General features: G+C 69.1%; 27 protein-coding genes. 16 read left to right on the forward strand and 11 right to left on the reverse strand.

What is annotated here, in order from left to right:
• Positions 1–38: 38 nt before the first annotated feature.
• Positions 39–1883 carry a glutamine--fructose-6-phosphate transaminase (isomerizing) gene (glmS, locus tag AC1XX3_RS02950; RefSeq protein ID WP_483319583.1) on the reverse strand — a complete coding sequence of 615 codons (1845 nt, stop codon included), beginning with the start codon at positions 1881–1883 and terminating at the stop codon, positions 39–41.
• Between the two features lie 101 nt (positions 1884–1984).
• Here glmS and coaA point away from each other — a divergent pair, with 101 nt between their 5' ends.
• The 7 genes from coaA (at position 1985) to AC1XX3_RS02985 (ending at position 6395) form a co-directional block, all read left to right on the forward strand.
• Positions 1985–2944, forward strand: coding sequence for a type I pantothenate kinase (coaA, locus tag AC1XX3_RS02955; protein ID WP_483319584.1), 960 nt, complete (start codon positions 1985–1987; stop codon positions 2942–2944).
• A 261-nt stretch (positions 2945–3205) separates the two neighbouring features.
• Entirely contained in the window at positions 3206–3409 is a 204-nt protein-coding gene (locus AC1XX3_RS02960) for a hypothetical protein (protein WP_483319585.1), read from the forward strand.
• A gap of 146 nt (positions 3410–3555) precedes the next feature.
• Positions 3556–3735, forward strand: coding sequence for a hypothetical protein (locus AC1XX3_RS02965; protein ID WP_483319586.1), 180 nt, complete (start codon positions 3556–3558; stop codon positions 3733–3735).
• Positions 3736–3779: 44 nt separating this feature from the next.
• Entirely contained in the window at positions 3780–4292 is a 513-nt protein-coding gene (locus tag AC1XX3_RS02970) for a GNAT family N-acetyltransferase (protein WP_483319587.1), read from the forward strand.
• A gap of 123 nt (positions 4293–4415) precedes the next feature.
• The gene (locus tag AC1XX3_RS02975; protein WP_483319588.1) at positions 4416–4856 is read left to right on the forward strand and encodes a VOC family protein; all 441 of its coding nucleotides are present in this window, start codon (positions 4416–4418) and stop codon (positions 4854–4856) included.
• Positions 4857–5498, forward strand: a complete 642-nt coding sequence (locus AC1XX3_RS02980; RefSeq protein ID WP_483319589.1) for a winged helix-turn-helix transcriptional regulator — start codon at positions 4857–4859, stop codon at positions 5496–5498. It abuts the gene before it with no gap.
• Positions 5499–6395: a phosphotransferase gene (locus AC1XX3_RS02985; RefSeq protein WP_483319590.1), complete on the forward strand. Its 897-nt coding sequence runs from the start codon at positions 5499–5501 to the stop codon at positions 6393–6395.
• 15 nt (positions 6396–6410) lie between these two features.
• Here the strand turns inward: AC1XX3_RS02985 and AC1XX3_RS02990 are convergent, their stop codons facing one another.
• The 4 genes from AC1XX3_RS02990 to rplM all read right to left on the reverse strand — a co-directional run bounded on the left by AC1XX3_RS02990 (position 6411) and on the right by rplM (position 10920).
• Entirely contained in the window at positions 6411–8342 is a 1932-nt protein-coding gene (locus tag AC1XX3_RS02990; RefSeq protein ID WP_483319591.1) for an APC family permease, read from the reverse strand.
• A gap of 214 nt (positions 8343–8556) precedes the next feature.
• The gene (glmM, locus tag AC1XX3_RS02995; RefSeq protein WP_483319592.1) at positions 8557–9909 is read right to left on the reverse strand and encodes a phosphoglucosamine mutase; all 1353 of its coding nucleotides are present in this window, start codon (positions 9907–9909) and stop codon (positions 8557–8559) included.
• A 22-nt stretch (positions 9910–9931) separates the two neighbouring features.
• The gene (gene rpsI / locus AC1XX3_RS03000; RefSeq protein ID WP_483319593.1) at positions 9932–10459 is read right to left on the reverse strand and encodes a 30S ribosomal protein S9; all 528 of its coding nucleotides are present in this window, start codon (positions 10457–10459) and stop codon (positions 9932–9934) included.
• A 17-nt stretch (positions 10460–10476) separates the two neighbouring features.
• The gene (rplM, locus tag AC1XX3_RS03005; RefSeq protein ID WP_483319594.1) at positions 10477–10920 is read right to left on the reverse strand and encodes a 50S ribosomal protein L13; all 444 of its coding nucleotides are present in this window, start codon (positions 10918–10920) and stop codon (positions 10477–10479) included.
• Positions 10921–11148: 228 nt separating this feature from the next.
• Here rplM and AC1XX3_RS03010 point away from each other — a divergent pair, with 228 nt between their 5' ends.
• Positions 11149–12429, forward strand: coding sequence for a citrate synthase (locus tag AC1XX3_RS03010; protein WP_483319595.1), 1281 nt, complete (start codon positions 11149–11151; stop codon positions 12427–12429).
• 83 nt (positions 12430–12512) lie between these two features.
• Here the strand turns inward: AC1XX3_RS03010 and AC1XX3_RS03015 are convergent, their stop codons facing one another.
• On the reverse strand, positions 12513–12824 hold the full coding sequence (locus AC1XX3_RS03015) for a hypothetical protein (protein WP_483319596.1): 312 nt from the start codon (positions 12822–12824) through the stop codon (positions 12513–12515).
• 2 nt (positions 12825–12826) lie between these two features.
• Positions 12827–13732 carry a phytanoyl-CoA dioxygenase family protein gene (locus AC1XX3_RS03020; RefSeq protein ID WP_483319597.1) on the reverse strand — a complete coding sequence of 302 codons (906 nt, stop codon included), beginning with the start codon at positions 13730–13732 and terminating at the stop codon, positions 12827–12829.
• Between the two features lie 112 nt (positions 13733–13844).
• Here AC1XX3_RS03020 and AC1XX3_RS03025 point away from each other — a divergent pair, with 112 nt between their 5' ends.
• Entirely contained in the window at positions 13845–14618 is a 774-nt protein-coding gene (locus AC1XX3_RS03025; RefSeq protein WP_483319598.1) for an AraC family transcriptional regulator, read from the forward strand.
• A 68-nt stretch (positions 14619–14686) separates the two neighbouring features.
• On the opposite strand, the gene AC1XX3_RS03030 is transcribed toward AC1XX3_RS03025, so the two are convergent.
• The 4 genes from AC1XX3_RS03030 to AC1XX3_RS03045 form a co-directional block, all read right to left on the reverse strand.
• Positions 14687–15220: a hypothetical protein gene (locus AC1XX3_RS03030; RefSeq protein WP_483319599.1), complete on the reverse strand. Its 534-nt coding sequence runs from the start codon at positions 15218–15220 to the stop codon at positions 14687–14689.
• 75 nt (positions 15221–15295) lie between these two features.
• Positions 15296–16978, reverse strand: coding sequence for an ABC-F family ATP-binding cassette domain-containing protein (locus tag AC1XX3_RS03035; protein ID WP_483319600.1), 1683 nt, complete (start codon positions 16976–16978; stop codon positions 15296–15298).
• A gap of 63 nt (positions 16979–17041) precedes the next feature.
• The gene (locus tag AC1XX3_RS03040; protein ID WP_483319601.1) at positions 17042–18418 is read right to left on the reverse strand and encodes a sensor histidine kinase; all 1377 of its coding nucleotides are present in this window, start codon (positions 18416–18418) and stop codon (positions 17042–17044) included.
• Entirely contained in the window at positions 18415–19071 is a 657-nt protein-coding gene (locus AC1XX3_RS03045; protein ID WP_483319602.1) for a response regulator transcription factor, read from the reverse strand. Before AC1XX3_RS03045 ends, AC1XX3_RS03040 begins: the two co-directional genes overlap by 4 nt.
• A 355-nt stretch (positions 19072–19426) precedes the next feature.
• On the opposite strand from AC1XX3_RS03045, the gene AC1XX3_RS03050 reads away from it, so the two are divergent.
• The 7 genes from AC1XX3_RS03050 to AC1XX3_RS03080 are packed head-to-tail and all read left to right on the forward strand — an operon-like array spanning position 19427 to position 24760.
• Positions 19427–20500 (forward strand): LolA family protein, encoded by a 1074-nt coding sequence (locus tag AC1XX3_RS03050; protein WP_483319603.1) that lies wholly within the window; start codon positions 19427–19429, stop codon positions 20498–20500.
• Positions 20497–21486 carry an ABC transporter ATP-binding protein gene (locus AC1XX3_RS03055; protein ID WP_483319604.1) on the forward strand — a complete coding sequence of 330 codons (990 nt, stop codon included), beginning with the start codon at positions 20497–20499 and terminating at the stop codon, positions 21484–21486. Before AC1XX3_RS03050 ends, AC1XX3_RS03055 begins: the two co-directional genes overlap by 4 nt.
• The gene (locus AC1XX3_RS03060; RefSeq protein WP_483319605.1) at positions 21473–22330 is read left to right on the forward strand and encodes an ABC transporter permease; all 858 of its coding nucleotides are present in this window, start codon (positions 21473–21475) and stop codon (positions 22328–22330) included. Before AC1XX3_RS03055 ends, AC1XX3_RS03060 begins: the two co-directional genes overlap by 14 nt.
• A gap of 45 nt (positions 22331–22375) precedes the next feature.
• Positions 22376–22573, forward strand: a complete 198-nt coding sequence (locus AC1XX3_RS03065) for a hypothetical protein (protein WP_483319606.1) — start codon at positions 22376–22378, stop codon at positions 22571–22573.
• Positions 22570–23304 carry a tRNA (guanosine(46)-N7)-methyltransferase TrmB gene (trmB, locus tag AC1XX3_RS03070; RefSeq protein WP_483319607.1) on the forward strand — a complete coding sequence of 245 codons (735 nt, stop codon included), beginning with the start codon at positions 22570–22572 and terminating at the stop codon, positions 23302–23304. Before AC1XX3_RS03065 ends, trmB begins: the two co-directional genes overlap by 4 nt.
• Positions 23301–24164: a tRNA pseudouridine(38-40) synthase TruA gene (gene truA / locus AC1XX3_RS03075; RefSeq protein WP_483319608.1), complete on the forward strand. Its 864-nt coding sequence runs from the start codon at positions 23301–23303 to the stop codon at positions 24162–24164. Before trmB ends, truA begins: the two co-directional genes overlap by 4 nt.
• Positions 24161–24760: a class I SAM-dependent methyltransferase gene (locus tag AC1XX3_RS03080; protein WP_483319609.1), complete on the forward strand. Its 600-nt coding sequence runs from the start codon at positions 24161–24163 to the stop codon at positions 24758–24760. Before truA ends, AC1XX3_RS03080 begins: the two co-directional genes overlap by 4 nt.
• Positions 24761–24762 lie beyond the last annotated feature (2 nt).

Consider the following 24762-nt stretch of genomic DNA (forward strand, 5'->3'; position numbering starts at 1 on the left):
CCCCGAGGTCGACCGGACCCGAGCGCAGTCCAACTCGCTCACTCGACCGTGACCGACTTGGCCAGGTTGCGCGGCTGGTCGACGTCGTGGCCCTTGCGGGTGGCCAGCTCGCAGGCGAAGATCTGCAACGGGACCGTCGCGACCAGCGGCTGCAAGAGGGTGGACACCTTCGGCAGCCGGATCACCACGTCGGCCACGTCGTCGACCTCATGGTCGTCCTCCTCGGCCAGCACCACGGTCCGGGCACCCCGGGCGCGGATCTCCTGGATGTTGGACACCACCTTGTCGTGCAGCTGGTCGCGCCCGCGAGGCGGGACGACGACGAAGACCGGCAGCTGGTCGGCGATCAGGGCGATCGGACCGTGCTTGAGCTCCCCGGCAGCGAAGCCCTCCGCGTGGATGTAAGCCAGCTCCTTCAGCTTCAGCGCCCCCTCCAGCGCGACCGGATAGCCCACATGCCGGCCCAGGAACAGCACCGACGGCTCATCCGCGAACTCCGCGGCCAGGTCCAGCACCGGAGCGATGCCGTCGAGCATGGTCTGGATGGCGGCCGGCATCGTCTCGAGCTCGGCCATGGTGGCCCGGATCTCGTCGCCGAACTTCGTCCCACGCACCTGTGCGAGATAGAGCCCGAGGAGATAGCACGCGACCAGCTGGGTGAGGAAGCCTTTGGTCGAGGCGACCCCGACCTCCGGCCCCGCGTGGGTGTAGATGACTGCGTCGGACTCGCGCGGGATGGTGGAACCGTTGGTGTTGCAGATGGCCAGGACCTTGGCCTTCTGCTCTCGCGCGTGCCGGATGGCCATCAAGGTGTCGGCGGTCTCGCCGGACTGGCTGATGGTCACCACCAAGGTGGTCGGTCCGACGATCGGGTCGCGGTAGCGGAACTCGCTGGACAGCTCCACCTCGCACGGGATCCGGGTCCAGTGCTCGATCGCGTACTTGGCCACCATGCCGGCATAGAACGAGGTGCCACAGGCCAAGACGACGATCTTGTCCACCTGCCGCAGCTCGGCCTCGGAGATTCGCATCTCGTCCAGGGTCAGTGCTTGGTCAGCGTCATGCCGGCCGAGCAGGGTGTCGGCCACCGCCTTGGGCTGCTCGTAGATCTCCTTGCGCATGAACCAGTCGAAGCCGTCCTTCTGGGCGGCCGAGAGATCCCAGTCGACGTGGTACGGGCGTACCTCGGCCGGGGCCCCGTCGAAGGTGGTGACGCTCACCCGATCGGGGCGGATCTCCACCACCTGGTCCTGGCCCAGCTCGATCGCCTCCCGGGTGTGACCGATGAAGGCGGCCACGTCGGAGGCGAGGAAGTTCTCCCCGTCGCCGACCCCCACCACCAATGGTGAGTTGCGCCGAGCGGCGACCACCGTGTCGGTGTCGCTGGTGTCGACCGCGACCAGGGTGAAGGCGCCCTCGAGGCGACGGCACACCGTACGCATGGCGTCGACCAGTGGTGCGCCGGCGGCGACCTGACGCCCCAGCAGCTGCGCCACCACCTCGGAGTCGGTCTCGGAGACGGGCACGATCTGGTCCGCAGCGAGCTCAGCACGCAGCTGGACGAAGTTCTCGACGATGCCGTTGTGGACCAGCGCCACCCGGCCGTTGGCCGACAGGTGCGGGTGGGCGTTGACGTCATTAGGAGCGCCGTGGGTGGCCCAGCGGGTGTGCCCGATGCCCAGGCCAGTACGCGGCAGCGGGTTGTCGGCGAGCTCCTTGTCCAGGTTCGCGATCTTGCCGGCCTTCTTGCGCAGGTGGATCTCCCCGTCGGCGACGATGGCCACCCCGGCGGAGTCGTAGCCGCGGTATTCGAGTCGTCGCAGGCCCTCGACGATGACGTCGACGGCCGCCTGAGGCCCCACGTATCCGACGATTCCGCACATGGGCCACAGGCTACCTTCTGATCCATCGACTCCGAGGCGACGCGGTCGCGCGGGGCGGTGGGGATGGTCCGCGGATCAGCGCGACGCCGGTGCACGGCAGAATGCCGTACATGCCGCACGACGCGCAGGTGCTCAGCCCGTACGTGGAACGCAGCCGGGCCGACTGGGCCGAGCTCGCGACCTCCATGCCGATGACGCTGGACCTGGACACCCTGGACACCCTCCGTGGTCTGAGCGACCCCACCCGCCTGATCGACGTACGCGAGGTCTATCTGCCACTGACCAAGCTGCTCAGCCAGTACGTGCTGCACACCGGCGAGCTGCACCGCTCGACGAATGAGTTCCTCGGCCTCAGCGTCGGCCGGACGCCGTTCGTGATCGGCATCGCCGGCTCCGTGGCGGTGGGCAAGTCCACCACCGCCCGGCTGCTGCGTGAGCTGCTCGCCGGTTGGCCGGAGCACCCGCGCGTCGATCTCGTCACCACCGACGGGTTCCTGTGGCCCAACGCGGAGCTGGAGCGTCGCGGGCTGATGCACCGCAAGGGCTTCCCGGAGTCCTACGACCGCCGCTCACTGCTGCGGTTCGTGATGGACGTGAAGTCGGGTCGACCAGAGGTCACTGCACCGGTGTACAGCCACCTGGTCTACGACATCGTGCCGGACCAGAAGGTGGTGATCGACCGACCCGACATCCTCATCGTCGAGGGCCTCAACGTGCTGCAGCCGGCGCGGGTCCGGGCCGACGGCACGACCGGGCTCGCCGTCAGCGACTTCTTCGACTTCTCGGTCTATGTCGACGCCGACACCGAGGACATCCGCTCCTGGTACGTGCACCGCTTCCTGTCCCTGCGCGACACCGCGTTCCGCGACCCGCGCTCGTTCTTCACCCGTTATGCCTCGCTGACCACGGATGAGGCGGTCACCCAGGCGGAGCACCTGTGGGACACCATCAACGGGCCCAACCTGGCGGCCAACATCCGCACCACGCGGGAACGGGCCACCGCGATCTTGCGCAAGGCCAGTGATCACCGGGTCAAGTGGGTACGGATCCGCAAAGTCTGAGCCACGCCGGAAAACCTCACCCGGCGATGTATCAGAACCCTCGGCACAGCCTCCTGTCCAACGCGTCCGGGACAGCTAGGCCGGCTTCCCGGACGCGCTTGGCCCGCACCGGGGGGCGGACCGCAGGGGGCCGTATTACCTGACGAATGCGGATGGTGGTGGTCCGAAGACGGGTCAAGTGAACGCCGACCGGTCGCAGGTCTGCGAAGACCAGCGGCCGGTTCGGTGCTGCCTCGCTGCTTGGGCGGTAGCGTCACGGCTATGAGCTCCTACCAAGACTCCTCGCGCCACGACGGCCCGCCGACCGTACGCATCGGCGCCGGCACCGCCATCAAGATCGGCTTCTTCGGCGCCTTCGGAGCGCTGCTCTTCTCCATCGTCTGCTCGATCGTGCTCGCCATCATCGTGCTGATCCTCGGCGCGGCGGGGCTGCTCAGCGATATCGGACAGTACTGGGAGTTCTGAGCATCGTGCGCGTCGTTCGCCTCGGTGTCGCGCACCGGGTGTCGGCAAGTCGACGACAGCCCGCGCTGCTGCACTCCGCGTCAGCCGGATCGGTTCTGGTGCAGTGGGTCGACGTCGACGCACTGTGGTCGCATCAGCCGTAGCGGGTGGACGACGTCACCGTGACCATGGTGCAGGCCACGGCCGCCGATCATGTCATCGACGTGGACGGACTCGCCGCCGGGCAGGTCGCGGCAGCGGTGCGCGGCGCTTCTGCTCTGGCCGTAGCCGGCGGTGCCACCACTTCGCCCCCCACGACCACCTCGCATGGTGTGATCTTGGGGTGAGCCTGCGCATCCTCCCGGCAACCGCTTCGCGATGGCCTGACGTCATGGCCGTCTTCGCTGCCCGCGGGCGGAAACCGGACTCCTGCTGGTGCCAGCGATTCCGGCAGCACTCTCAGCCGGACAACCAGTCAGCCTTGCAGCTGGAGGTCCAGACCGCTGCGCCGGCCGTCGGGCTGGTGGCTTACGTCGACGACCAACCCGTCGGCTGGAGTCGCGTCGTGCCGCGTCACACGTTGCCCGGGATCCTCGGCAACCGGGCTCTGCAGCGACTTCTGGACGCCGACGAAGCTGCCTGGTGGGTCGCCTGCTTTCTGGTCCGGCCAGCGCATCGCGGCACCGGCGTCGCCGTCGCGCTGCTCGATGAGGCCGCCGACTACGCCCGTCGGCACGGCGCCTCCGTTCTCGACGGACACCCGGTCGACGTCGAACGACTTGTCGGCGAACCATCGCCGTCCGCGCTGTTCACCGGCACCGTCGCGACCTTTCTGACCGCGGGCTTCGGCGAGATCGGCCGGACCTACCCCAGCAGACCCGTCATGCGACGGAGGTTTGACTGAGCGGTCAGCGGACGTCCGACTGGACCGTCAGATCGCCGATAGTTCGCCGACGAAACCCTTGACACCACACTTGCTCTTTGCAAGTGTCGAGGTCGCCCCAGCTGATGTTCGAAGGAGTCAACGATGACCGCAATGTTCGTCAACCTGCCGGTGACCGACCTGGAACGCGCGAAGGCGTTCTACACGGCGATCGGCTTCACCATCAACGCGGCCTTCACCGACCACAACGCTGCCTGCGTCGTCGTCGAGGAGGACCACAGCTACTTCATGATCTTGGTCCGGGAGTACTTCCAGACCTTCACGGACCTGCCGATCGGTGACCCGGCGGTGAACCCGTCGGCCTCCATCGCAATCTTCCTCGACACCCGCGAGGCGGTCGACCAGGCAGTCGCCGACGGGCTCGCCGCAGGTGGCTCGGAGGCTCACCCCGCCGCGGACTACGGCTTCATGTATCAGCGTCAGGTCACCGACCCGGACGGCAACCTGCTGGAGTTCGGTTACATGGACCCCACCGCCGCACAGTCGAGTCCCGAAGCCTTTGCCGACCAGCAGGACCGAGGGTAGGTGGCCACCCGCGACTATGGGCAATATGACGGCATCACGCGAGCCCTGGAGCTCGTCGGCGAGCGGTGGGCCCTGCTGATCGTCCGCGACCTGCTGGTCGGGCCGCGCCGCTACGGCGAGCTCGCCGCAGGGCTCCCCCGCATCCCGAGCAACATCCTGGCAGCGCGGCTGAAGGAGCTGCAGGCGGCCGGCGTTCTCCGCCGGGTGCCGCACTCACGAGTCATCGTCTACGAGCTGACACCGTACGGCCGTGAGCTCGAGCCGGTCGTGCTCGCCTTCGGCGCGTGGGGCTTCAAGGCGCTGGGTGATCCGCGGCAGGAACAGGTCCTCACCCCCGACGCGATGACCATGTCGCTGCGGACCGCCTTCCAACCACAGGTCGCGGCCACGCTGCCGGCGACCGCCTACGCGGCACAGCTCGGTCGAACCGAGCTGCTGATCCGGGTGGACGGAGCGTCACTGAGCGTGGTGCGTGGCGACGGGCCGGCCGACCTGGCCTTTACCGCCGGCCCAGGCATCTGTCGGATCATCTCCGGCGAGCTCGCGCCGAACCACGCCATAGCGACCGGGGTGGTCGAGGTGCTGCGCGGGCGCCGCGACCTTCTCGACCGCTTCGCCCGGACGTTCCATCTGGCGGCGTGAGTGGACGTTCCTGAAGATCGGCGCACCCAGCCCGCGTGGCAGCCGATCCTGACCGAGGTGAACGCGCAGACCGGCGGGACGTACCGGTGGCAGCGGGAGCTGCCGGGCGGTGAGCAAGGTGGGGCGCAGCTCATCGCCGACGGCGACCGGTCGGTGGTACTGAAGTGGCACCCGGCGGGATGGAAGGCAGAACAGCTGCTCAACGCCTACCCCGCGGTCGCGCACGCGACGGACCGCGGCTGGCCGGCGGCTCGATGGCTGGCAGCCGGTCCGCTTGCCGGCGGCGGAGCCTTCCTGCTCCAGGAGTACGTCGCCGCCACCCCACTGGCGCGACTGGGCGTCCGCGAGGTGCAAGCGGTCATTGCTGCCAATGCCACCCAAAGCGGACTCGCCTGCAGCGGTGCTCCAGACGACTCCGCCCAGCTGGAAGCCGTGCTGAGCGGCGGCTGCGGCTGGAAGGCCAACGTGGCGACCTTCTCCGCGGCCGGAGCCGCGCTGGTGCGCCACGGCGACGAGGTGGTCCGCTGGGCTGGACCAACGCCCATCCCGGTCACCGACGTCGTCCACGGGGACTACAGCAGCTCAAACATCCTGCTCGGCGTCGATGCCGACGTCACGTTCGTCGACTGCCAGGGCGTCGGCCGCGGCAGTCGGGTCCGTGACCTGTCGGACCTGTATCGCCAGGCCTTCGTCTATCCCAGTGCCGCCAACACGGGACTACGCCTGTTGCGGGCTGCGGCGGCCGCCATCGACGGCCCCTCGGTGTTCGCCAGGTGTGCCGTTGCGGTTACCTACAACAACCTGGCCTGGTGGGTCGAGAACAAGACCCGCGCCGAGTTCGACCAGGCCTGTGAGCGACTTCATCCACTCTTCGACGACGTCCGGCACCCGAACTGATCATGGTGGTTCCGATCAGCCTGCGTGGACATGGGGTCGCCGAGCGCGGTCAGGTTCAGCTTGGCGGAGCACCTCGCGGGTGACCGGGGCCACCTCACCCACCCCGAAGAGCAGGAAGCGCAAGAAGTTGACTGCCGGGTTCCCCTCGGTCCATTCGAAGTAGATGTGCGGCTGCCGCCCGGTGGCGTCACGAATGTGAAGCAGCAATGCCGCCAACGCGTTGGGCACGGTCGAGCTCTCCACGGTGATCACGCGGTAACGACCGTGCATGACCTCACCACGCACCCGCAGATCGGTCGCAAACTCCGAGGGATCAGTCACGGTGATCTCGACGAAGATGAAGTCCTCTTCCTCGGCCACGCCGTTGTCCTTCATGATCTGGCGACGCTTCTCCAGGTATTCGCTGGCGTCGCGCGCCTGGGGCTTGTTGGCGATCAGCCGGACCGTACGACGACTGCAGTCGCGGACGAAGCGCTGCGCCTTGTCATCCAGCTCGACGTCGGTCACCCGCAGCTCGAAGGCGCGCGTCAGCCGGGACGTCAAGGACAGCGCCACGATGCCGGCGATGAACAGGGCGGAGATGATGATCCCGCTGGGTTGCTTGACCACGTTGGCGATCAACGCGTAGAGCAGGATGGCGATGAGCGCGGTGAACGCGATCGTGGCGCTTCCCTGATGTCGCCGCGCGGCGCTCACGGTGACCGCGACAGCGCCCGACACCATCATGGCGAGGATGCCGGTGGCGTACGCACCGGCTTGGGCGTTGACGTCGGCCCGGAAGGCGATGGTGATGAGGATGCTGACGACGGTGTAGACGATCACCACCGGCCGCACCGCACGACCCCATTCGGGAGCCATCCCATACGCCGGCAGATAGCGGGGCACGATGTTGATCAGACCGGCCATGGCGGAGGCACCGGCGAACCACAAGATGGTGACGCTGCTCAGGTCGTAGACGGTGCCGAAGCCCTCCCCCAGCATCTCGTGCGCCAGGTAGGCCAGCGCCCGGCCGTTCGCCTCGCCACCCGCTGCGAACTCCTGCGGTGGGATCAACACGGTGGTGATGAAGCTGGTGGCGATGAGATAGACCGACATGATCAAGGCGGCGGCGGTCAGCAGCTTCCTGGTGTTCTTCACCCGTTCGGCCAGCCGCTCCTCGGGGGTCTGTCCGTCGGCCGCGACGAGCGGCATCATGCTGACCCCGGTCTCGAATCCCGACAGTCCCAGCACCAGCAGGGGGAACGCCACGATGGCCGGTCCAGCGATATCGCCGAAGCCGGTGCCGTTGGCGGTGAGCGCCTCGGTCCAGCGGGTCACCAGGTCCGGTGAGCTGATGACCCCGCTCAGCCCCACCACGACGATGGCACCGTTCAGCCCGAGGAAGATGGCCACCAGCGGTATCGCCACCACCACCGCTTCGTTGAACCCCAGCAGGAAGACGCCACCCAGGATGAGCAGCAGCACCACGGTGATGAGCACCGCGTGGCCATGCAGGAAGCCCGGCAGGTAAGGGTTCTCGAGCATATGCACGGTGGCGTCCGCCGAGGACAAGGTGATGGTGATGATCCACGAGGTCGCCACGAACCCCAGCAGGATCAAGACGAAGGTCTTGCCACGCCAGAACGGCAGCAGCCGCTCCAGCATGGCGACCGAGCCCTGACCATGCGGACTCTCCGCGGCTACCCGGCGATACATCGGCAGCATGCCGAGCAGGGTCAGCGCCACGATCAACAAAGTGGCCAGCGGGGACAACGCACCGGCCGCGAGGGCGGCGATGCCCGGCAGATAGGACAGGGTGGAGAAGTAGTCGACGCCGGTGAGGCACATCACCTTCCACCAGGCGTGCGGCTCGGTGTGTCCCTCCCCCGCCTCAGGCCCGGCCGGTTGGACCCGGTTGGCCATCAGCCAGCGCCGTACCGGATGCGGCACAGTCTCAGCTGCACCCACGCTCACCGTCGCGACAGAGTCGGATCCTGCACGCACAGCAGCCTCATATTTCACCTTGTGAGCAGCCACGCTCTGAGCCAAGCCGCCGCAATGCTAGGTGGCGGCATTCGGCCGCGGAACCGACCAGGCGTCAAGATCGCGTTAAGGTCCTCCCCGGGTCGAGCCGGCATCGTCTGCCCGAGGCGGCGGTGGAGCGGATGCCGCGGCGCCGCCCTCAGAGGGTCAGTGAGGACCTGACCACCGTGGCCAGCCGCTCGGCCAGCTCCTGCGCCTGGTCGGCGGAGGTGGCCTCCACCATGACTCGGACGAGCGACTCGGTGCCGGAGGGTCGCAGCAGCACCCGGCCGGCGTCCCCCAGCTCCTCGGCGGCCTCGGCCACGGCAGCGATCAGCGACGGGTCGGTCGAGGCCCGGCTCTTGTCCACCCCGCGGACGTTGATCAACACTTGCGGCAGTCGGGTCATCACCGCAGCGAGCTCGGCCAGCGAACGACCGGAGGTCGCCATCCGGCTCATCAGGTGCAGCCCGGTCAGCACACCGTCGCCCGTGGTCGCGTAGTCCGACATCACCACATGCCCCGACTGCTCCCCACCCAGGGTGAAGTCGCCGGCTTTCATGGCCTCGAGGACGTAGCGGTCACCGACCTTGGTCTGCTCGACCGCGATGCCGTTGGCGTGCATGGCGTGGACGAACCCGAGGTTGCTCATCACCGTGCCGACCACGGTGCCACCGCGCAGGATTCCTGCTTCCTTGCGGGCCACGGCCAAGATCGCGAGGATCTGGTCGCCGTCGACCACGGTCCCGGTGGCGTCAACCGCCAGGCAGCGGTCGGCGTCGCCGTCGAGCGCGATGCCCAGGTCGGCGCCGTGGCGCAGCACCGCCGCCTGGAGGTCCTCCAGATGGGTGGAGCCGCAGTCACGGTTGATGTTGATGCCGTCAGGCTCGGCGTGGATGGCGATCACTTCGGCGCCTTGGACCTCGAAGGCACCGGGTCCGGTCAGGAACGCTGCGCCGTTGGCACAGTCCACGACGACCTTGATGCCTTCCAGCGACACGGGCCGGCCCAGACTCGATACCAGGTGGGCGACGTAGTCCTCGACCAGCTCGGGAGCGTCGGTGACCCGGCCGACCCCGGCGCCGGTCGGGCGCTGCCACCGCTCGCCCAAGCGGGCCTCGATGGCGTCTTCGAGCGTGTCGTCGAGCTTGACGCCGCCCCGGGCGAGGAACTTGATCCCGTTGTCGGGCATCGGGTTGTGGCTGGCGGAGATCATCACGCCAAGATCGGCCTTGGTGGAGCCGGTCAGATAGGCCACACCCGGGGTCGGTGCGACTCCGAGGCGCACCACATTGATGCCGGCACTGGCCAGGCCGGCGACCACAGCCGCCTCGAGGAACTCCCCCGAAGCGCGTGGGTCCCGACCGACGACCGCGAACGGCTGGTGGCCGCCGAACTCGCCGACCTCGGCGAGCACGCGGGCAGCGGCCACAGACAGGTCGAGGGCCAACTCCGCCGTCAAGGCTTCGTTGGCCCTCCCCCGTACGCCATCGGTCCCGAAGATCCGTCCCATGGGTGTCGGATTCCGGGTGGGATCAGCGCTTGCTGTACTGAGGAGCCTTGCGGGCCTTCTTGAGACCAGCCTTCTTACGCTCCTTGATGCGCGCGTCGCGAGTCAGCATGCCGGCCTTCTTCAGGGCCGGACGGCTGGCCTCCGCGTCCACCGCGTTCAGCGCACGGGCCACGCCGAGACGCAGGGCGCCGGCCTGACCGGTGACGCCGCCGCCGTGGATGCGGGCGATCACGTCGTACGAACCGGCGACACCAGCGGTGACGAAGGGCTCGGAGACGATCTGCTGGTGCACCTTGTTCGGAAAGTAGTCATCCAGGGTGCGACCGTTGATGGTCCACTGCCCACTGCCCGGCACCATCCGCACGCGGGCGACGGCCTCCTTGCGGCGGCCGGTGGCGTTGGACGGGGCCACGACAGCCGGGCGTCCGGCCGCGTTCTGCGCTGCGGCGGGGTTGGAGTCGGAGCGGTACGCGATCTCCTGGTCGCCCTCGGTGAAGGGAACGACCTCGTCGCCCTCGGTCGGGGTGGTCTCTACTGCGGTCTCAGTCACTGACGTAATCCTTGGCTCTACTGGGCGATCTGGGTGATCTCGTACGACTGCGGCTTCTGTGCAGTGTGCGGGTGCTCCGGGCCGGCGTAGACCTTGAGCTTCTTGATGAGCTTGCGGCTCAGACGGTTCTTGGGGAGCATGCCCCAGACCGCGAGCTCGACGGCCTTGCGCGGGTCACGGTCGATCAGCTCGCCGTAGGGCACGGCCGACAGACCGCCCGGGCGACCGGAGTGACGGTAAGCGAACTTGTCGGTCCGCTTCTTGCCCGACAGGGAGATCTTCGAGGCGTTGATGATGACGACGAAGTCGCCCCCGTCCATGTGCGGGGCGTACGTCGGCTTGTGCTTGCCGCGCAACAGGGTGGCGGCAGTGACAGCGAGCCGTCCCAAGACGACGTCGTTGGCATCGATGACATGCCATTCCCTGGTGAGGTCGCCAGGCTTGGGGCTGTACGTAGACACGGTCGTTGACCATCTTCCATGAGTTACTGACATTTATGCTGCGGCGCTCTCCGTCGACGGTGAGCACGGGTGCCACGCAGGCGTGAGCGCAACAGCGGTTCAGATTACCGTTGGAGGACGGCCGGGTCAAAACGTCGCCCGTTCCCGCTGCCTCGCGAGCGCGCCAGGTGGCGCGAATCATAGGCGCCCGAGTGGTGGGGTGCACTACGCCACGCGTAGGTTGTCGCCATGACCGATTCGCTCAGCATTCGCGACAATCGTACTGGCCGCGACTACGAGATCCCCATCACCGACGGCACGATCCGTGCGGCCGACCTGAAACAGATCGCGCAAGAAGGCGAACCCGGCCTCGCTACGTACGACCCGGGGTTCGTGAACACGGCTTCGTGCCGCAGCGCAGTCACCTACATCGACGGCGACGCCGGCATCCTCGAGTATCGGGGCTACCCGATCGAGCAGCTGGCCGAGAAGTCCACGTTCTTGGAGGTGTCCTACCTGCTGCTCAACGGTGAGCTGCCCACGTCGGACCAGCTCGCCTCCTGGACCCACGACGTCACCACCCACACGTTCCTGCACGAGAACGTCAAGCAGTTCATCCAGGGCTTCCGCTACGACGCGCACCCGATGGGCATGTTGATGGCCTCGGTCAGCGCCCTGTCCACCTTCTATCCCGATGCCAGCGACATCTCCGACGCGACCAACCGGCAGCTGCAGATCACCCGGCTGATCGCCAAGATGCCGACCCTGGGCGCGTTCGCGTACCGGCACGGACAGGGCAAGCCGTACGTCTATCCGGACAACGACCTGTCCTACGTGGAGAACTTCCTCGCCATGCTGTTCAAGATGAGCGAGCCGAAGTACGCCGCGGACCCACGCCTGGTGAAGGCCCTCGACGTGCTGTTCATCCTGCATGCCGACCACGAGCAGAACTGTTCGGCCAACGCCGTCCGCTCCGTGGGCTCCTCCCAGGTCGACCCCTACTCGGCGGTGGCCGCGGGCGTCGGCGCGCTCTACGGCCCGCTGCACGGCGGGGCCAACGAGGCGGTGCTGAAGATGCTGCGCCGGATCGGCACCACCGACAACATCCCCGGATTCATCGAGGGAGTGAAGGCGGGCAAGGAGAAGCTGATGGGCTTCGGCCACCGGGTCTACAAGAACTACGACCCGCGCGCCACCATCATCAAGAAGGCCTGCGACGACGTCTTCGAGGTCACCGGGGTCAATCCGCTGCTGACGATCGCGATGGAGCTGGAGAAGATCGCGTTGGAGGACGACTACTTCGTCTCCCGCAAGCTCTACCCGAACGTCGACTTCTATTCGGGGCTCATCTACGAGGCGCTGCAGTTCCCGCCGGAGATGTTCACCGTGCTGTTCGCCATCGGCCGTACCCCCGGCTGGCTGGCGCAGTGGTCGGAGCTGGTGCAGGACAAGGACCAGAAGATCGCCCGCCCGAAGCAGATCTACACCGGCTTCCGGACGCGCGACTTCGTCGAGATGAACAAGCGCTGAGTCAGGCTCCGCAACGGGGAGGGTCCCACCGATGATCCGGTGGGACCCTCCCCGTTGTCGTTGCCCGAACTCCGGCGCCGCGGTCAGGAGGCGAGATCGACCAGCTTCTCGAACCAGAACTCATGCTTGAGGAAGGACACGTCGTATTCGTGGCCCGGATACGGCGGAATGAGCTGGGCGGCCTGGATCAGCCGCCAGCCGTCCAGTAGGGCGTCGAGCCCCGAGGTGTACGGCGGGAGGTCGGAGTCGCCCGTGGTGGGCCGGGACCGACCGGTGCCGTCGTAGGTGGACCAGCCGATGACCTTGGAGTCGAGGGCCGACGTGGTGGTGTAGAGCACCATCACCTGCTGACGCAGGGTGGAGGTGGCGGGAGCCGCTGTCTGGAGTGCGGTCATGGTCAGGCCTCGGTTTTCAGGGTCGCGGCGTCCTTGAGACGGCCGAAGAGCGTGGGACTGCCGGCCAGCGGGGGTGAGTTGCGGACCCGGGTGACCCAGTAGTCGATGTCGAAGGTGTCGTCCCCGGTGAGCTCACGCCACAGCAGGACCCGGTTGAAGATCTCCAGCCGGCCGGACGCGTTCTCCATCCAGGGCTGGCGGACGTCGAGCTCGGCCTCGACCTCCGGGGAGTGCAGGTCGGCGGTGTTCCACCACAGCCGCTGCTTGACCGTCGGGTTGAAGCGGATCTTGTACATGTGGCGGATGGCGTCGGAGTCGTTGCGCCGTCCGCCGTGCCAGATGCCGTGGTGGAGCAGCACGATGCTTCCCGCCGGGCAGGTCAGCCGGGTCTGGCCGAGCATGTTCTGGTAGCGGCCGATGTCGCTCTCGTTGATCTGGCGCAGGTGGGTGCCGGGCACGCTGAGGGTGCCGCCCATCTCCAAGGTCACCTCACGCGGGTAGTACATCAGCTGGATGTCGAAGGCGTCGGTGCGGACGTCGATGATCGCGTCGCCGTGCAGGTTCTGCGCCTCCCCCTCGCGCGGGTAGCGGACGTGCACCGCGTGGTGGTCCACCTTGGGGTCGGGGCCGAGGAGGCTGAGCAGCGCACCGGCCACCTGCGGAACCTGGAGCAGGTCGTACGCGAGGGTGCCTGGGCCGAAGGCCTCGGCGATCGTGGCGCCGTACGGCACCCGCCCGATGCCGGCATCGAGCTTGGCGACCGCGGCCCGGTTGACCTCCTCGTCGATGATCCCGTCGAAGCGCAGGAACCCCTGCGCGACGAAGCGGGCGACCTCGACCGAGGTCAGCAGCTGGGAGTTCTGGTCGGCGGTGATCCCGACCGGGGATTCGTGCAGGTCTTGCGCCATGCTCGCGCACCTCACTGTTCGCTGAGTGGTACTGGTTTGGATACTCCAACGTTAGGGGTTGCGACGACACTTTCGCGTGGTGATGCTTCACCATTACTGGTAAATTCTCACTATGTCGCATTCCCAGAGCCGGGTCGATCTCGACCAGCCACCGCGGGTGGCGGGAGCCGGCGTCGCGGTGCACGGGCAGTCCAGCCGCCACGACCGCTTCCAGCTGCCCGAGCTGTGGTCGCTCCACCTGTATCGCTATTCCGCGACCATCTGGCTGGACGGGGTCGCGCATCCGATCCGGCCTGGCACGGTCAGCCTGGTGGCGCCTGCGGTGGACATCCGCTACGAGTACCTCGGTCCGTCCGAGCACGTGTTCGCCCACCTGGACCTCCCCACCGGGGGCGCTGCGCGATGGCTGCCGGCCGTGCAGACGATGGAGGCCCAGACCGCCTTGGTGACCGATCTGATGCTTCAGGTCGTCACCAGCCTGCCGACTGACCCGGTGCAGGCCAGCGCCGCCGCGTGGGCCGTACTGCACCGACTGGCCGCCGCCGCCAGCGGCCCGGGACCCGGCCCCCATGCAGCGGTCACCCAGGCCCTGGCCTACATCGAGTCACACCTGTCGGAATCGCTGTCGGTCGCCGAGCTGGCCCGGACACTGGGAATTTCGCACAACCACCTCACCCGGGTGTTCGGCGAAGCCACCGGCCACACCGTGGTCGGCTATGTCCGCCGCCGGCGGCTTCAGCAGGCGGGTCACCTGCTCCGCCACTCGACCCTGCCGGTCAGCGTGATCGCGCGCTCGGTGGGCTACCCGGACCTGCAGGCCTTCAACAAGGCCTGCCACGCCGAGCTCGGTGGGTCGCCGCGGGCGATCCGCCAGCTCCGGACCTGAGCGGCCGGCCCAGAAGCGGCAGCCCAGAGACGGGCGGCCCAGAGACGGGCAGCCCAGAGACTGGCGGCTCAGAGGTGGCCGAGGAGCAGCAACGCCAAGACGACGAGTCCGCCGATCACGAGGCCACCGACCGCTACGGCCGCCATGATGATCCCGGCCAGCTCGGCGGCGCCCCGCTTCTGCCTCATGCCCAGCTGCTCGGCCACGCCGGTGACGAGCTGTCTGCCCTCCTCGGTGGAGAACTGGAAGTCCAGCACCGGACCGAACCGGCCGGACTTGTCGAACCCCCAGGTGCGCTGGGCGCCGAACTGGATCGTCCGGCCGAGGGAGCGACTGCCCGACATCGAGATCCGCGGCACCCCGGCCTGCCAGCTGAGGTCGCGGACGTCGTCGGTGATCCGATAGACGTCGCCATCCACGCGGACATGGTGGACGACGGTCTTGGACAGCCCGGCCTTGTTGAGCACGCCGTACCAGGTGGCGTCGGCCACCGCCAGGCCCACATCGAAGCCGCGCTCGGTCGGCGTCACCACATACGGGGTGCCGGCTGCTGCCGCTGCCACCGCTCGTTCCAGCTCTGTTCCTTCTGGCTCAATGGCCACCGCTGTGCCTCCTCGTCCTCGCCCGCGTGGGCGCCATCTTGGCGGACGGGCGGTTCACCGCGCAGGCTCGGTCGGTCAGCGGGCGCGCTGCACCCGCGCCTCGTCCCACACCGGCTCGGCCGATTCATACACGCTGCCGTCGGAACCGAAGACCAGGAACCGGTCGAAGCCACGGGAGAACCAGCGGTCGTGGGTGACGGCGACCACCGTCCCCTCGAACGCGTCCAGACCTTGCTCCAGCGCCTCGGCGGACTCGATATCGAGGTTGTCGGTCGGCTCGTCGAGCAGCAGCAACGTCGCGCCGGACAGCTCGAGCAGCAGGATCTGGAACCGGGCCTGCTGGCCGCCGGACAGCGACTCGAAGCTCTGCTCGGCGGCGTGCGCCAGCTCATAGCGGTCCAGCTTGCGCGAGGCCAGCTCACGCCCCATGCCCTCGCGATGGTCGTCACCGCGGTGCAGGATCTCCAGCAGCGTCTTGCCCAGCAGCTCGGGATGGTGGTGGGTCTGGGCGAACCAGCCCGGCCGGACGCGGGCGCCGAGCCGCGCCGTGCCGGTGTGCGCGACCGGGGCGATGTCCACGCCGCCGACCGGTTGATGCTCGATATCGGGGTCGGAGCCGCCGCGGGCCAGCAACCGGAGGAAGTGCGACTTGCCGGAGCCGTTGGACCCCAGCACGGCCACCCGGTCGCCGAACCAGATCTCGGTGCTGAACGGGCGCATCAGCCCGCTCAGCTCCAGCGACTCCACCACCACCGCGCGCTTGCCGGTACGCCCGCCCTGGAGCCGCATCGACACCTTCTGCTCCAGCGGGATGGCCTGCGGTGGACCGGCCTGCTCGAACTTGGCCAGTCGGGTGGTGGCCGCCTGGTAGCGGCCCGCCATCTTGGAGTTGGAGGCGGCCTTGATCTTGTACATCATCATCAGGTCGTGCAGCTTCTGGTGCTCCTCGTCCCAGCGCCGCCGCAGCTCCTCGAACCGGGCGAACCGCTCCCGCCGGGCGGCCGCGAAGGTGGCGAAGCCGGAGCCGTGGATCCAGACGGTGTTGCCCGCGGCGCCGAGCTCGACCGCCGCGATGGAGGTGGCGGCCTCGGCCAGCAGCTCCCGGTCGTGGCTGACCAGCAGCACGGTCTTCTGGGTGTTCTGCAGCTGGCTCTCCAACCACCGCTTGCCCGGGACGTCTAGATAGTTGTCCGGCTCGTCCAACAGCAGCACCTCATCGGGCCCCCGCAGCATCGCCTCCAGGGCGAGCCGCTTCTGCTCCCCGCCCGACAGGGTGGTCAGCTCACGCCACTTCGCCCGCTCGTAGTCGACCCCGAGCGCCTCGGTGCAACAGGCGTCGAAGATCACCTCGGCGTCGTAGCCGCCGGCGTCGGCATAGTCCGACAGTGCCTGCGCGTAGCGGAGCTGGGTGGGCTCGCTGTCGTCGCTCATCAGGGCCAGCTCGAGCCGGTCCACCTCCTCCACTGCAGACCGAAGCCGCGGCGGAGCGAGGGAGAACAGCAGGTCACGTACGGTCGAGCTGTCCCGGATGCTGCCGATGAACTGGCGCATCACCCCTAGCCCGCCGCTGCGCGACACCGATCCGCTGGTCGGGCTGAGGTCGCCGGCGATGATCCGCATCAGGGTCGTCTTGCCGGACCCGTTGGCACCGACCAGGGCGACCACAGCGCCCTCGCCGACCCGGAAGGACACCTCGTCCAGCAGGACTCGGCCGTCGGGCAGCGAATACGAGACGGCTGACAGATCCACGTGTCCCATGCCGCGCATCCTAGGTTCTCGCGCGCCACCCCGGGTATTCGATATCGCCCGGTTCGGCCGCGGCTACTCCCAGGCGAGCAGTGGCAGCCGGACCACTGCCACGAACGCGCAGTCGGTATCGTCACGGTCCTCGAAGGCGACAGTGCCGCCGGCGCGGGTGACGAGCTCACGCACGATCGCCAGGCCGAGCCCGGAGCCGCCTGCGTCGCGGTCACGGGCATCGTCGAGCCGGGTGAACCGATCGAAGACGCGCTCGCGTTCAGCGACCGGGATGCCAGGTCCGTCGTCGGCCACCCTGATGACCACAGTGTCGGCCTCGACCGCGCCCGACAGGCGTACCTGGGTCTCTGCATGCCGGACGGCGTTGTCGACCAGATTGCCGAGCGCCCGGCGCAGCTCGTCGCGGTCGGCGAGCACCCAGGCGTTCGCGACGCTGTCGGTCACCACCGGCACCCGCGCAACCGGGTACGCCGCGGCCACCTCGGCCAGCAGCGGGTCGACGGCGACCCGGCGGCGTAGCGCCGGGCCGCGCTCGTCCGCGTCGGCCCGGGCCAGCAGCAGCAGGTCTTCGACCAGCACCGACAACCGCTGCACATCAGCCAGCACCTCGGCCGAGACCGGCGAGCCCTCGCCGAGTCGTTCGGCCACCTCGAGCTGGGTGCGCAGGCTGGCGAGCGGGCTGCGCAGCTCATGGGCGGCGTCAGCCACGAAGGCCTGTTGCCGGGCCCGGGCCGCGGACAGCCGGTCCAGCATGCCGTTGACGGTGATCGCCAACGCGCGGATCTCGTCGGCGGCGGCGGGTACGCGTACCCGCTCGTCCCGACCAAGGCCGCTGATCAGCTCGGCTTCCCGGCGCAGCTGCTCGACCGGCCGCAGCGTCCACCCGATCACCCGCCAGGCGATCAGGGCCAGGGCGGTGACCAGCAGCGGGATGCTGATCAGCAGTGCCGTCCGCAGGGCGGCCCGGCTGGTGAGCACGTCACCGACCTGCAGCGCGACGATCACGGTCATAGCCGGCTCCCCCGCGCTGGCGTTGGTCGGCAGGGCATTGACCCGCAGCGGACCGCTCAGTCCGGTCCGGGCGCCGCTGACCTGGACCGCCCGCCCGGTCAGCGCCTGGTCGATCTCGGCGGGACGCAGCAGCGGGATCAGCCGGTCGGCGTTGGCCGAGCCCGCAATCACCCGGCCCTGGGCATCGACCACCTGGACCAGCTGGGCACCGGACACCGGGATCGGGCTGGGCAGCTGGTTCGCGTCCACCATCGCCACCACCTGCGCGGCGGTGGCCAGCGCCTCGGTGTCCAGGGTCCGGTCCACGGTCGCCTGCAGCACCAGATAGAGCGCGATCCCGCCGGCCGCCAGGGCCACCGCCACGCCGGTGACGCCGACCAACATCAGCCGCACCCGCAGGCTGAGCCGGCCGAACCAGTCGCCGCTCACGTCACCAGCATGTAGCCCGCACCCCGGACCGTCACCAGCCGGTTCGAGCCGATCTTGCGCCGCAGATAACCGACGTAGACCTCGACCGCGTTGGGCGCGGTGTCGGCCGCACTGTCCCAGACATGGTCCAACAGCTCGACCTTGCCGATCACCTGGTCGGCCCGGCGGATCAGATATTCCAGCAGCACGAACTCGCGTGGGGTCAGCGAGATGAGCCGGCCGGCTTGGCGTACCTCCCGGGTCGCAGGGTCCAAGGTGAGGTCTCCGGCGGTGAGCACCGCCGGCCGGGCCACGACCTGGCGCCGCAGCAGGGCCCGGATCCGGGCCAACAGGACGACGAAGGAGAACGGTTTGGTGAGGTAGTCGTCGGCGCCGCAGTCGAGACCGTCCGCCTGGTCGTGCTCGCCCGACTTGGCCGAGAGCATCAGGACCGGCACCCAGTTCTCCTCGGCCCGGAGCCGGCGGACGACCTCATAGCCCGACAGCCGCGGCAGCATCACGTCGAGCACGACCGCGTCGAAGTCACCCAGCAGGGCCAGCTCGAGCCCATCGGGGCCGGTGGTGGCCACATCGACCGCGAAGCCTTCCGCGACCAGGCCACGGCGCAGGGCCTCAACCAGACGAGGCTCGTCGTCGACCAGCAGCAGGCGCACGGGGTCAGCCTGACACGTCGGTCAAGTCTGCATCGTCACCACCGGCTGAGGGGCGAGCCGGAGGCGCCGAGCCGGAGGCGCGAGTGGTGAGCTAGGGCGCGCTAGGGGCGCGAGCCGGTGAGGTGTCGGTGGCGCCGAGCAGCCATCCGCGCCTCGCAAGCTCGGCGCTCCCGCCAGGCCCGTCCACGCTCGGCGCCACCGACACCTCACCGTCTCGCTTGGTTGCTTTGCTGCGGACTGTGTGGCGCGGTCGCAGGGCCCTAGCTGGCGGACTCGCGCCCCCAGCCAGCCCACTCGTGGCTCCTGTGGTCCGGCGCTCAGCGTTCTCACAGCGGGGGCGCGCCAGACTGTGCGCATGCGTACCTTCGAACGTCGCCCAGCGCTGCGCTGGCTTGCTCCGCTGGCTCTGGTTCTCGCCGTCGGCGGGACGGGGAGCATCGTCGCCGTCACCGCCTCCGCGGACCCGCCGTTGCCGCCCAAGACCGCCGAGCAGCTGCTGGTCGACCTGCAGGGCTCGAAGGTGGCCGGGCTGTCCGGCACTGTGGTGCAGAGCTCCGATCTAGGAATCCCGGCGCTGCCCGGCAGCGACTCCGATCTGACCGCCCTCGTGGCCGGCACCCACACCCTTCGGGTCTGGTACGCCGGCGAGCAGAAGGCCCGGCTCGCGCTGCTGGGCACACTCGGGGAGTCCGACGTCATCCGTAACGGTGACGACCTGTGGCTGTGGTCAAGCAAGGACAACACCGCCACCCATCGGACGCTGACTGGCGACGAGGCCCGCGGGCCGGCCACGCCGCGGAAGCCGAGCGAGCTGCCGAAGACACCGCAGGAGGCGGCTGACGCGGTGCTCGCCGCACTCGAGCCCACCACCGCCGTCTCCACCAACGGCACCGCCACGGTGGCCGACCGGTCGGCGTACGAGCTGGTGCTGCGGCCGAAGACGACTGGTTCCCTGGTGACCGAGGTGCGGCTGGCGATCGACGCAGAAACCTCGCTGCCGCTCCGGGTCCAGGTGGTGGGCGCCAACGGCAAGCCCGCCTTCGAGGTGGCCTTCAGTGAGATCGACTTCGCAGTCCCCGACGATGAGCAGTTCGCGTTCAACCCGCCGCCCGGGACCAAGGTGACCGAGATTCCCGCCGACGGTCGTGACAAGCCGCGACCGGAGCCCAAGAAGCCCAACCGGGAGGCGATGGACGAGCCGACCTTCGTCGGCACCGGCTGGACCACCGTCGCCGTCGTCAACGCCGGCAGCGACACCCGGCAGGGCCAGCTCGGTGCTGTGCTGAACAACCTGCCCAAGGTGTCCGGCGACTGGGGCTCGGGTCGGCTGCTGACCGGCAACGCCTTCTCCGTCGTCGTCGCCGACGACGGCCGGGTGGCCGTCGGCTCCGTCAAGCCCGAGCTGCTGTACGAGGCTCTCGCCAAGTGAGCGCGGCTGCGGCCGGCGACACCGAGCTGCTTCCCGAGCATCCAGTGGCGGCTGACCCGGCGCCGGCCGTCGTCACCCGTGGCCTGACCAAGCAGTTCCGGTCCCAGGTGGTGGTGGACGGAATCGACTTGGCGGTCCCGCGCGGCGCGACGTACGGCTTCTTGGGCCCCAACGGGTCCGGCAAGACCACGACGATCAGGATGCTGCTCGGACTGATCCGGGCCACGTCGGGTGAGATCGAGCTGCTGGGCGAGGCGATGCCGGATCGGGCCGGGACGGTGCTGCCCCACGTCGGCGCCCTGGTCGAGGGACCCGCGTTCCATCCGTATCTGTCCGGTCGGGCCAACCTGGCTCGCCTCGATGCCGCCGACGCGGCCAGCGACCCGAGCACCGCCGCCGCCCGGATCGAGTCGGCGCTGGACCGGGTGGGCCTGCTCCCCGCGGCCGGCAAGCGCTACCGGGCGTATTCGCTCGGGATGCGGCAACGGCTGGCCATCGCCAGTGCACTGCTGATGCCGCGTCAGCTGCTGGTGCTGGACGAGCCCACCAACGGCCTCGACCCCCAGGGCACCCGTGAGGTGCGCCACCTCATCGGCGCCCTGGCCGCGGACGGGGTGACGGTGCTCGTCTCCAGCCACCTGTTGTCCGAGGTGGAGCAGATGTGCAGCCACGTCGGTGTGATGCACGCCGGCAAGCTCGTCGCCCAAGGCCCGGTCGGGGACCTGTGGGCCGGCGCCGCGCAGACCGTACGGATCGACACCGACCAGCCGACCCAGGCGGCCCGGGTGCTCACCGAGCTCGGACTGAGTGAGGTGCAGCCGGGAGGCGGCCGGGTGCTCGGTCAGCTCGGTGGCGTGGCCGTGGAGAAGATCGCGCCGGCCCTGGTGCACGCCGGGGTGCCGGTGCTCGGCTTCACCGTCCAGTCCCCCACGCTGGAGGATCTGTTCGTCTCGCTCACCGGAGAGGGTTTTGATGTCAGCGGCTGAGCTGCTCACCACGTCGGCACCACAGCGCCATCCCGGTCGCTGGCTGCGCTTCCTGCGCAGCGAGCTGCAGATCATCTTCGGTCGTCGCCGCAACCAGGCCGGACTGGCCGTGCTCGCTGTGGTGCCGATCATCTTGGCCTTCGCCGTGAAGTACGCCGGCGGCGGCGGGGTCGGCCCCGACTTCGTCAGCTCGATCGTCGGCAACGGGTTGTTCGTGGCCCTGGCCGCCCTGACCCTGGAGCTGCCGTTGTTCCTCCCGCTCGCGGTCGCCGCCATCTCCGGCGACGCCGTGGCCGGCGAGGCCAACCTCGGGACCCTGCGCTATCTGCTGACCATCCCCGCCGGTCGCACCCGGCTGCTCGCGGTGAAGTACGCCGCCATCGTGATCTTCGCTCTGCTCGCCACGCTGCTCGTGACGGTGGTCGGCTCGGTCCTCGGCCTGGCGTTGTTCGGCGGCGGTGACATGACCGTACTGTCCGGTGACCAGATCAGTCTGGCGGCGGGAATCGGTCGGCTCCTGCTCGCCACCGCGTACTTGGCCGCCGGTTTCGCCGCCCTGGGCGCGATCGGCCTGTTCGTCTCCACCCTGACCGAGCAACCGATCGGGGCCACCATCGCCGTAGTGCTGATCAACGTGATGATGTTCATCTGCGACTCGATCTCCCAGCTGGACTGGCTGCACCCCTGGCTGTTGACCCATTGGTGGATGGCGTTCGGCGACCTGCTGCGCGAGCCGGTCGCCACCGACGCCCTGTCCCGCGGCCTGATCACCTACGCCGTCTACGCCGGGGTCTTCTGGCTGGCGGCCTGGGCCCGGTTCTCCAGCAAGGACGTCACCAGCTAGTCGGCGTTCACGTCGGCGGCGGTCCGGCTAGTAGATTCTGTGACCATGCCCGTTGATCCGAAGACCCGCCGTGAGCTCGCCCAGTCCGGCCGGTTGTGGGGTCTATCGCTGATCTGCGCCACCGCGGGTGCGACCACGATCTATCTGAGCGATGACCTGGCCAGCGGCATCGGGGTGTTCCTGGCCACGCTCGTGGTGCTCGGCAGCCTGCTCTGGTACTACGAGAAGCGACACAAGAAGTGAACCCCGACACCGACCGGCCGCAGCGTCCCCGGGTCCACCGCGAGGTGGTCTCCTTCGTCCGCCGCAGCGCGCGAATGAACACCCAGCAGCGCAAAGCCTGGGATGCGCACCACAGCCGATGGGTGATCGACGTCCCCCGCGCCGACACCGACACCTCGATCGACCCGTCCTTCACCCTGGACCTGGCCGCGGCGTTCGGCCGCCAAGCCCCGTTGGTGGTGGAGATCGGGCCCGGCATGGGCGAATCCCTGGTGCCGATGGCTCAGGACCGCCCCGACGTGAACGTGCTCGCCTTCGAGGTCTTCCAACCGGCCGTCGCGCGCATCCTGGGCCGGATGGCCAGTGACGGGGTCGACAACATCCGCCTGGTGCTGGCCAACGTGGTCGAAGGGCTGACCACCCTGGTGCCGGAGGCGTCGGTGTCGGAGGTGTGGATGTTCTTCCCCGACCCGTGGCACAAGTCGCGTCACCACAAGCGCAGACTGCTGAGCACGGAGTTCGCCGATCTGGTCGCCTCGCGGCTGCAACCAGGCGGGCTGTGGCGACTGGCGACCGACTGGGAGGACTACGCCGGGCAGATGCGCGATGTGCTGGACGACCACCCCGCGTTCACCAACGACAACTCGGGCGGCTGGGCGCCCCGCTGGGGCGCTCGTCCGGTCACCCGGTTCGAACAACGTGGCGTCGACGCCGGCCGGCACATCTTCGATCTCGCCTACCGTCGGCGATGACCGGTCCCAAGACGCCCACCCGGCGGTGGCGGCTGGATCTGGCCTACGACGGCGCCGGCTTCTCCGGCTGGGCGGTGCAGCCGGGTCTGCGGACGGTGCAGGGCGAGCTCGAGCAGTGGCTGCCGCAGGTGCTGCGGCTGGATCAACCGGTCAGCCTGGTCTGCGCCGGCCGCACCGACGCCGGTGTGCACGCCCGCGGTCAGGTCGCCCACGTCGACCTGCCGGCGGACGCGCTGCCCGACGCAGGCGCCACCCTGCTGCGTCGGCTCCGTCGGGTGCTGCAGCCCGATCTGGTCGTTCGTACGGTCACTGCGGCCCCACCCGGGTTCGATGCCCGGTTCGCCGCCATCTGGCGGCGCTACGCGTACCGGCTGTCCGATGACGGTGTCCCGGTCGACCCGTTGCAGCGCGGCTACGTGGCCGCCATCCGTCCGGCGCTCGACCTGGATCTGCTGAACGTCGCCGGCGCCGGCCTGCTCGGGCTGCGCGACTTCGGCGCCTTCTGCCGGCGACGTCCCGGTGCGACCACCATCCGTACCCTGCTGGACCTCACCGGGCACCGGGTGGCGTCCGGTCCGCTGGCCGGCACGGTGGAGATCGGCGTCCGGGCCGACGCCTTCTGCCACTCGATGGTGCGATCGCTGGTCGGCGCGCTGGTCGCCGTGTCGTCGGGTCGCCGGGACCTGGCCTGGCTCACGGAGATCACCGACACCGCCGCCCGCGACTCGCGGGTCGAGGTGATGCCGGCCGCCGGCCTGACCCTGGAAGAGGTCGCCTATCCCCCGAACGACCAGCTCGCGGCGCGGGCCGCGCAGGCCCGGGCGAGCCGTGACGAGCCCACCACCGAAGAGGACCGATGACCGAGCACTACTTCTCCGACACCCCCGACGGACCGGAGAAGCGGCGGACCATCCGCGCCCGGATCTGGGGCGAGGAGCTGGAACTGACCACCGCCAACGGGGTCTTCTCCGGCGACGGCCTGGATCTGGGCACCGCGGTGCTGCTGCGCGAGTCGCCGTTGCCCGCGGACGGAAGCCGGCTGCTGGACCTCGGCTGCGGCTACGGCCCGATCGCGGTGGCCCTGGCGCTAGCGTGTCCCGGCGCCATGGTGGATGCGGTGGACGTGAACGACAGGGCGCTGAGGCTGTGCGCCGACAACGCCCGGCAGCTGGGCGTGGCTGACCGGGTCCGCACACTGCGCCCGGACGAGGCCGACCCCGACCGTCGCTACGACGAGATCTGGTCCAACCCGCCGATCCGAATCGGCAAGGAGGCGCTGCACGCCCTGCTGTTGACCTGGCTGGCGCGGCTCGCCCCGGACGGAGTGGCCCGGCTGGTGGTGGGACGTAACCTCGGCGCCGACTCACTACAGCGGTGGCTGGGCGAGCAGGGCTGGTCCTGCGAGCGCACGGCCAGCGCCAAGGGTTTCCGGGTTCTCGTGGTCCGACGACACTGACC

This window comes from Microlunatus sp. M237 (genome assembly GCF_056896895.1).

Coding starts and splice junctions, on each gene's coding strand:
- glmS (WP_483319583.1), bottom strand. CDS start 1,883: ATGTGCGGAATCGTCGGATACGTGGGGCCTCAGGCGGCCGTCGACGTC.
- coaA (WP_483319584.1), top strand. CDS start 1,985: ATGCCGTACATGCCGCACGACGCGCAGGTGCTCAGCCCGTACGTGGAA.
- AC1XX3_RS02960 (WP_483319585.1), top strand. CDS start 3,206: ATGAGCTCCTACCAAGACTCCTCGCGCCACGACGGCCCGCCGACCGTA.
- AC1XX3_RS02970 (WP_483319587.1), top strand. CDS start 3,780: ATGGCCGTCTTCGCTGCCCGCGGGCGGAAACCGGACTCCTGCTGGTGC.
- AC1XX3_RS02975 (WP_483319588.1), top strand. CDS start 4,416: ATGACCGCAATGTTCGTCAACCTGCCGGTGACCGACCTGGAACGCGCG.
- glmM (WP_483319592.1), bottom strand. CDS start 9,909: ATGGGACGGATCTTCGGGACCGATGGCGTACGGGGGAGGGCCAACGAA.
- AC1XX3_RS03010 (WP_483319595.1), top strand. CDS start 11,149: ATGACCGATTCGCTCAGCATTCGCGACAATCGTACTGGCCGCGACTAC.
- AC1XX3_RS03015 (WP_483319596.1), bottom strand. CDS start 12,824: ATGACCGCACTCCAGACAGCGGCTCCCGCCACCTCCACCCTGCGTCAG.
- AC1XX3_RS03020 (WP_483319597.1), bottom strand. CDS start 13,732: ATGGCGCAAGACCTGCACGAATCCCCGGTCGGGATCACCGCCGACCAG.
- AC1XX3_RS03025 (WP_483319598.1), top strand. CDS start 13,845: ATGTCGCATTCCCAGAGCCGGGTCGATCTCGACCAGCCACCGCGGGTG.
- AC1XX3_RS03035 (WP_483319600.1), bottom strand. CDS start 16,978: ATGGGACACGTGGATCTGTCAGCCGTCTCGTATTCGCTGCCCGACGGC.
- AC1XX3_RS03050 (WP_483319603.1), top strand. CDS start 19,427: ATGCGTACCTTCGAACGTCGCCCAGCGCTGCGCTGGCTTGCTCCGCTG.
- AC1XX3_RS03060 (WP_483319605.1), top strand. CDS start 21,473: ATGTCAGCGGCTGAGCTGCTCACCACGTCGGCACCACAGCGCCATCCC.
- AC1XX3_RS03065 (WP_483319606.1), top strand. CDS start 22,376: ATGCCCGTTGATCCGAAGACCCGCCGTGAGCTCGCCCAGTCCGGCCGG.
- truA (WP_483319608.1), top strand. CDS start 23,301: ATGACCGGTCCCAAGACGCCCACCCGGCGGTGGCGGCTGGATCTGGCC.
- AC1XX3_RS03080 (WP_483319609.1), top strand. CDS start 24,161: ATGACCGAGCACTACTTCTCCGACACCCCCGACGGACCGGAGAAGCGG.